Annotated in this window: 3 protein-coding genes; 1 reads left to right on the top strand and 2 read right to left on the bottom strand. The window is 33.0% G+C overall.

Going from position 1 to position 1,939, the window contains the following annotated elements:
* Nucleotides 1-180: 180 nt before the first annotated feature.
* Together N0M92_RS28990 and N0M92_RS28985 are read right to left on the bottom strand one after the other, a co-directional pair.
* On the bottom strand, nucleotides 181-381 hold the full coding sequence (locus N0M92_RS28990) for a hypothetical protein (RefSeq protein ID WP_260289016.1): 201 nt from the start codon (nucleotides 379-381) through the stop codon (nucleotides 181-183).
* Between the two features lie 242 nt (nucleotides 382-623).
* Nucleotides 624-1,064, bottom strand: coding sequence for a cell wall hydrolase (locus N0M92_RS28985; RefSeq protein ID WP_241590569.1), 441 nt, complete (start codon nucleotides 1,062-1,064; stop codon nucleotides 624-626).
* 404 nt (nucleotides 1,065-1,468) lie between these two features.
* Here N0M92_RS28985 and N0M92_RS28980 point away from each other — a divergent pair, with 404 nt between their 5' ends.
* Nucleotides 1,469-1,762 (top strand): hypothetical protein, encoded by a 294-nt coding sequence (locus N0M92_RS28980; protein WP_311202614.1) that lies wholly within the window; start codon nucleotides 1,469-1,471, stop codon nucleotides 1,760-1,762.
* The last annotated feature ends 177 nt before the right edge of the window (nucleotides 1,763-1,939 follow it).

Raw genomic sequence — 1,939 nt, 5'->3', positions numbered from 1 at the left:
TTCTTTCTCAGTAAAGAGTTTTTTTGGCATTTAATTGTTCTCCGATTCTCCCATTTTTTTCATTATACATAAAAGTACCCTATAGAGCAGACCTTTTTTTAGTGTCTACTCTATAGGGTACAGTTTAAAAACTGGCTAACCTTATAATACGAACGCACCCGTTAGTTGAGGATGCTAAACTCAATAATTTTCTTTTTTCCAACGTTTATATTCTACAAACTCTAAAAAACCATAAGCCATTATCATTGATAAAATGGGGACAACATAATACTTCGGAGGTCCAAATATAAAGATAACAACAATGAAACCTGCAATAAAAAGTGCAGTATTTAAAAGATATGATTTCTTTCGATATTTCAAATAAAGTTTTACCTTATCCATTACTTTTCCTTTCACGCCAAACATATTCACTAATATTTTTTGTTATCTTTCTTGAACTATTCTGCCCCTTTAGTGCCATAAGAAAAAGCTGCCTTAAAGATAGCTCCGATCCAAAGCTAAAGCACCCGTTAGCTTAAGTACAATAATTCACAATCTTACTTTTTTAGATAAAAACTATTACTAAAGGTTTTATATTGTATAAATATTTTAAATATGTAAAAAAGCTTACTCAAAGAGTAAGCTTAACCTCTATAAACACTATCACATGTTCCAGGTTTTGGTTCATAAAAACAATGGTCTTTAAATTGACCAGTATGAGGTTGATCATACCATGTTGGAGGACATGGCGCATAGGGATTGAAATACCAAAGGGCATATCTAGCCGGATGCTGTCTCCAGTGCTTCAAATTCTGTTCTGCTAATCTTCTTTCAATACCTCTCGCTCTTTGATAAAATACATTCCCTTTTTGAACAGCTTCAAAAGAATAATTTCCTCCTTGTACTTGATAAATGACTTGTGGAATTGTTCTTAAACCTTTAAAGTCTAAACAATTAGCTACAAGACGATTCACAATTACATTCCCAACAAATAACATTCCTAGTCGTCCTTCACCTTCGGCTTCTGCTCTCATCATCCTTGCCATTAAGTCAACGTCTGAACTTCGGTAATTTGCTCTTGCCATTTTTACACCCCAAAAATATTTTATGAAAAATAGCCTACAGTCATGTCATTATTTATGTAATATAAATGCTTAGTTATTATAACTTACAGCTTTTAAGTAGAATGCAAACTATTACAATCTTTTTTCCCTTTATTCAACTAACCTGCCCCGTTAGTTCCATAAGAAAATAGGATCCATGGCCAGTTAAAAACCTTATCTGCGATTAATTAAGATTGTTCATAAAATCAGCAGTTTACTTGTTTACTTGAAGAAGTTGAATGTTAAAATAGCGAGAAAAGGAGATTGGGAAATGAGATTAGCAAGTTATATTGGATGCAATATAGAAATACCTCTTAGTAAATGAAGAGTCAGACGATTTAATTGTTATTGGAGGTTGTTTTTCGAACAAATATAACCGTCGAGATGTGAAAAAACATCAATTTACCACTCCTTTTGTTTTCGAAGTATCAAGTGACTGGGGAATAGAGATTTCGGAATATATGAACCAAAAAACGTGTGCCGAATCAAAAGAGAAGCTAATTGAACTGCGTAAAATTATGGACAGTTACATTGATAAAGGTGATTATTTTGAACTGTATAGTTGTTGGGTCGGAGAAGAAGCCGATAAGCGGGAAGGTGAGATAACTCTTCGAATCAATAACTTTGACATTGAACAGATAGAAATGCCTGAAAAAATGTTAGTGAGATTTGAGAAATGAGTTCTTCTTCAACTAACGGGTGCGTTCGTATTATAAGGTTAGCCAGTTTTTAAACTGTACCCTATAGAGTAGACACTAAAAAAAGGTCTGCTCTATAGGGTACTTTTATGTATAATGAAAAAAATGGGAGAATCGGAGAACAATTAAATGCCAAAAAAACTCTTTACTGAGAAAGAA

The organism is Peribacillus aracenensis, from assembly GCF_025175645.1.
Classification (GTDB): domain Bacteria; phylum Bacillota; class Bacilli; order Bacillales; family DSM-1321; genus Peribacillus; species Peribacillus aracenensis.
Note: the sequence above shows the minus strand (reverse complement) of the source record. Positions and strands in the feature narration are given on the sequence as shown.

Bases quoted from the DNA above. Each gene is read 5' to 3' on its own strand.
- N0M92_RS28990 (WP_260289016.1), bottom strand. From the start codon at position 381: ATGGATAAGGTAAAACTTTATTTGAAATATCGAAAGAAATCATATCTT.
- N0M92_RS28985 (WP_241590569.1), bottom strand. From the start codon at position 1,064: ATGGCAAGAGCAAATTACCGAAGTTCAGACGTTGACTTAATGGCAAGG.